This is a genomic window from Streptomyces sp. NPDC005181 (genome assembly GCF_040608395.1).
In the GTDB taxonomy this organism is placed as follows: domain Bacteria; phylum Actinomycetota; class Actinomycetes; order Streptomycetales; family Streptomycetaceae; genus Streptomyces.
This window is the reverse complement of the sequence record NZ_JBEXID010000253.1, coordinates 1-1,453: the sequence shown is the minus strand read 5'-3', so window position 1 is coordinate 1,453 and position 1,453 is coordinate 1. Positions and strand designations below refer to the sequence as shown.

Genomic DNA, 1,453 nt, shown 5'->3' with positions numbered 1-1,453 from the left:
GCCCCTGCGCCGGCCTGACCCTCTACGCGGTCCTCCGCGAACTCCAGGCCCTCCTGGCCACCTGGACCGGCGCCTGCTCGATATGCGGCCAACCCGCACCGACACCCGACCCCCACCACAGAACCTAACAAAGCCCTACTAGAACCCCCGCGGAAGCCACGGCTCCACCATCCCCGAGAACGCCGACGCCGCCTCCTCCACCGCGCCTGCCCGCAGCTCCCGTACCCGTCCGGCCCGCGCCAGTGAGACCAGCGACTCGCCGCCCAGGTACGCCGACCCCAACTCCCGTACGGAAAGCGCCAGATCCACCGGATCATCCGTCCGCTTGCACGACGCACCCCCCTTCGCGTCGGCCGTGAGCCGCCAGCGTCCCGCGTTCCACGGACAGAACGCGTCCTCGACCTCGAACACCACGTCCACCGTCGTCCGGTACGCCCGCGCCTCCAGCGCCGCGCCCAGTTCCACCAGCCGTACGTGCAGCGAGTCACGCATCTTGATGTTGCACCGGCGTACGTCCGAGACGAGATGCAGAACCGCATCGTCGACCGGCCGGTTCCGCGCCTCGACCGTCGACGTCAGGTCGATCTCGAAGACGAACCGCCACAGCGCCGCGTACGCCGCCGGGTCCAGCGCCAACAGATCGGCCACGGCGATCCGGCCCTTGGGGCCCGTCGCATCCCAGTCCGGCTTGATGCGGAACGTCGTGTACCCGACGACCTCACCCGCCCGCTCCGCCAGCAGACACTGCAGCGGTGACGCCCCGTGCCGCGCGCTCGCGGGGTCGAGCAGCGCCCTCCGCTCCCAGCCGGGACCGTGCGCCGGCGTCCCCGGCCGCCCCGCCACCAGTTGCTCGTAGACGCCCTCGCAGGCGGCCGTCATCTCGTCCGGCTTCGCGTACCGCAGGTGGACCTCGTCCGTGCCGTCCGGGACCGCCAGCCGCACCCGGTCCGTGTCGATCTCCAGGGACATCTGCTTCGTGGCCGCTCCGTACCCGAACCGGCCGTAGATCGCGGGCTCCGAGGCCGTCAGCACGGCGAGGGGTTCACCCAGCGCCCGTACGTCGTCGAGTTGACGCCGCATCATCGAGGTCAGCAGTCCGCGCCTGCGGTGCGTGGCCGCGACACTGACCATCGTCACGCCTGCCGCGGGCACCAGCGCCCCGCCCGGCACAGCCAGCCGGAAGCTGAAGGCCCCCGCCGTACCGACCACGTCCGGGCCGTCCCAGATGCCGATCGACCGCTCGTGCTCGGTCAGCTCCTCCCAGAGCTCGCGCTCCTCCGGAGGGTCGGCGACGCCACCGAACGCGAGCTCCAGGCTCCCGAACCATTCGTTCCATTCGGACGGACGCAACACCCGCAGCTCAGTCACGGCAGCTGTAGTTCTTGATCGGTAGGGCATCGTTGCTGGTCAGGCGGTTGTGGCGGCGGTGATGTTGTTCCAGCGGCGGTGGGCT

1 protein-coding gene is annotated in these 1,453 nt (G+C 70.8%); it reads right to left on the bottom strand.

The window, feature by feature from the left end:
* Positions 1–138: 138 nt before the first annotated feature.
* Positions 139–1,398 carry a GNAT family N-acetyltransferase gene (locus tag ABZV38_RS40435; RefSeq protein WP_356333964.1) on the bottom strand — a complete coding sequence of 420 codons (1,260 nt, stop codon included), beginning with the start codon at positions 1,396–1,398 and terminating at the stop codon, positions 139–141.
* Positions 1,399–1,453: the final 55 nt, after the last annotated feature.

Coding starts and splice junctions, on each gene's coding strand:
- ABZV38_RS40435 (WP_356333964.1), bottom strand. CDS start 1,398: ATGCCCTACCGATCAAGAACTACAGCTGCCGTGACTGAGCTGCGGGTG.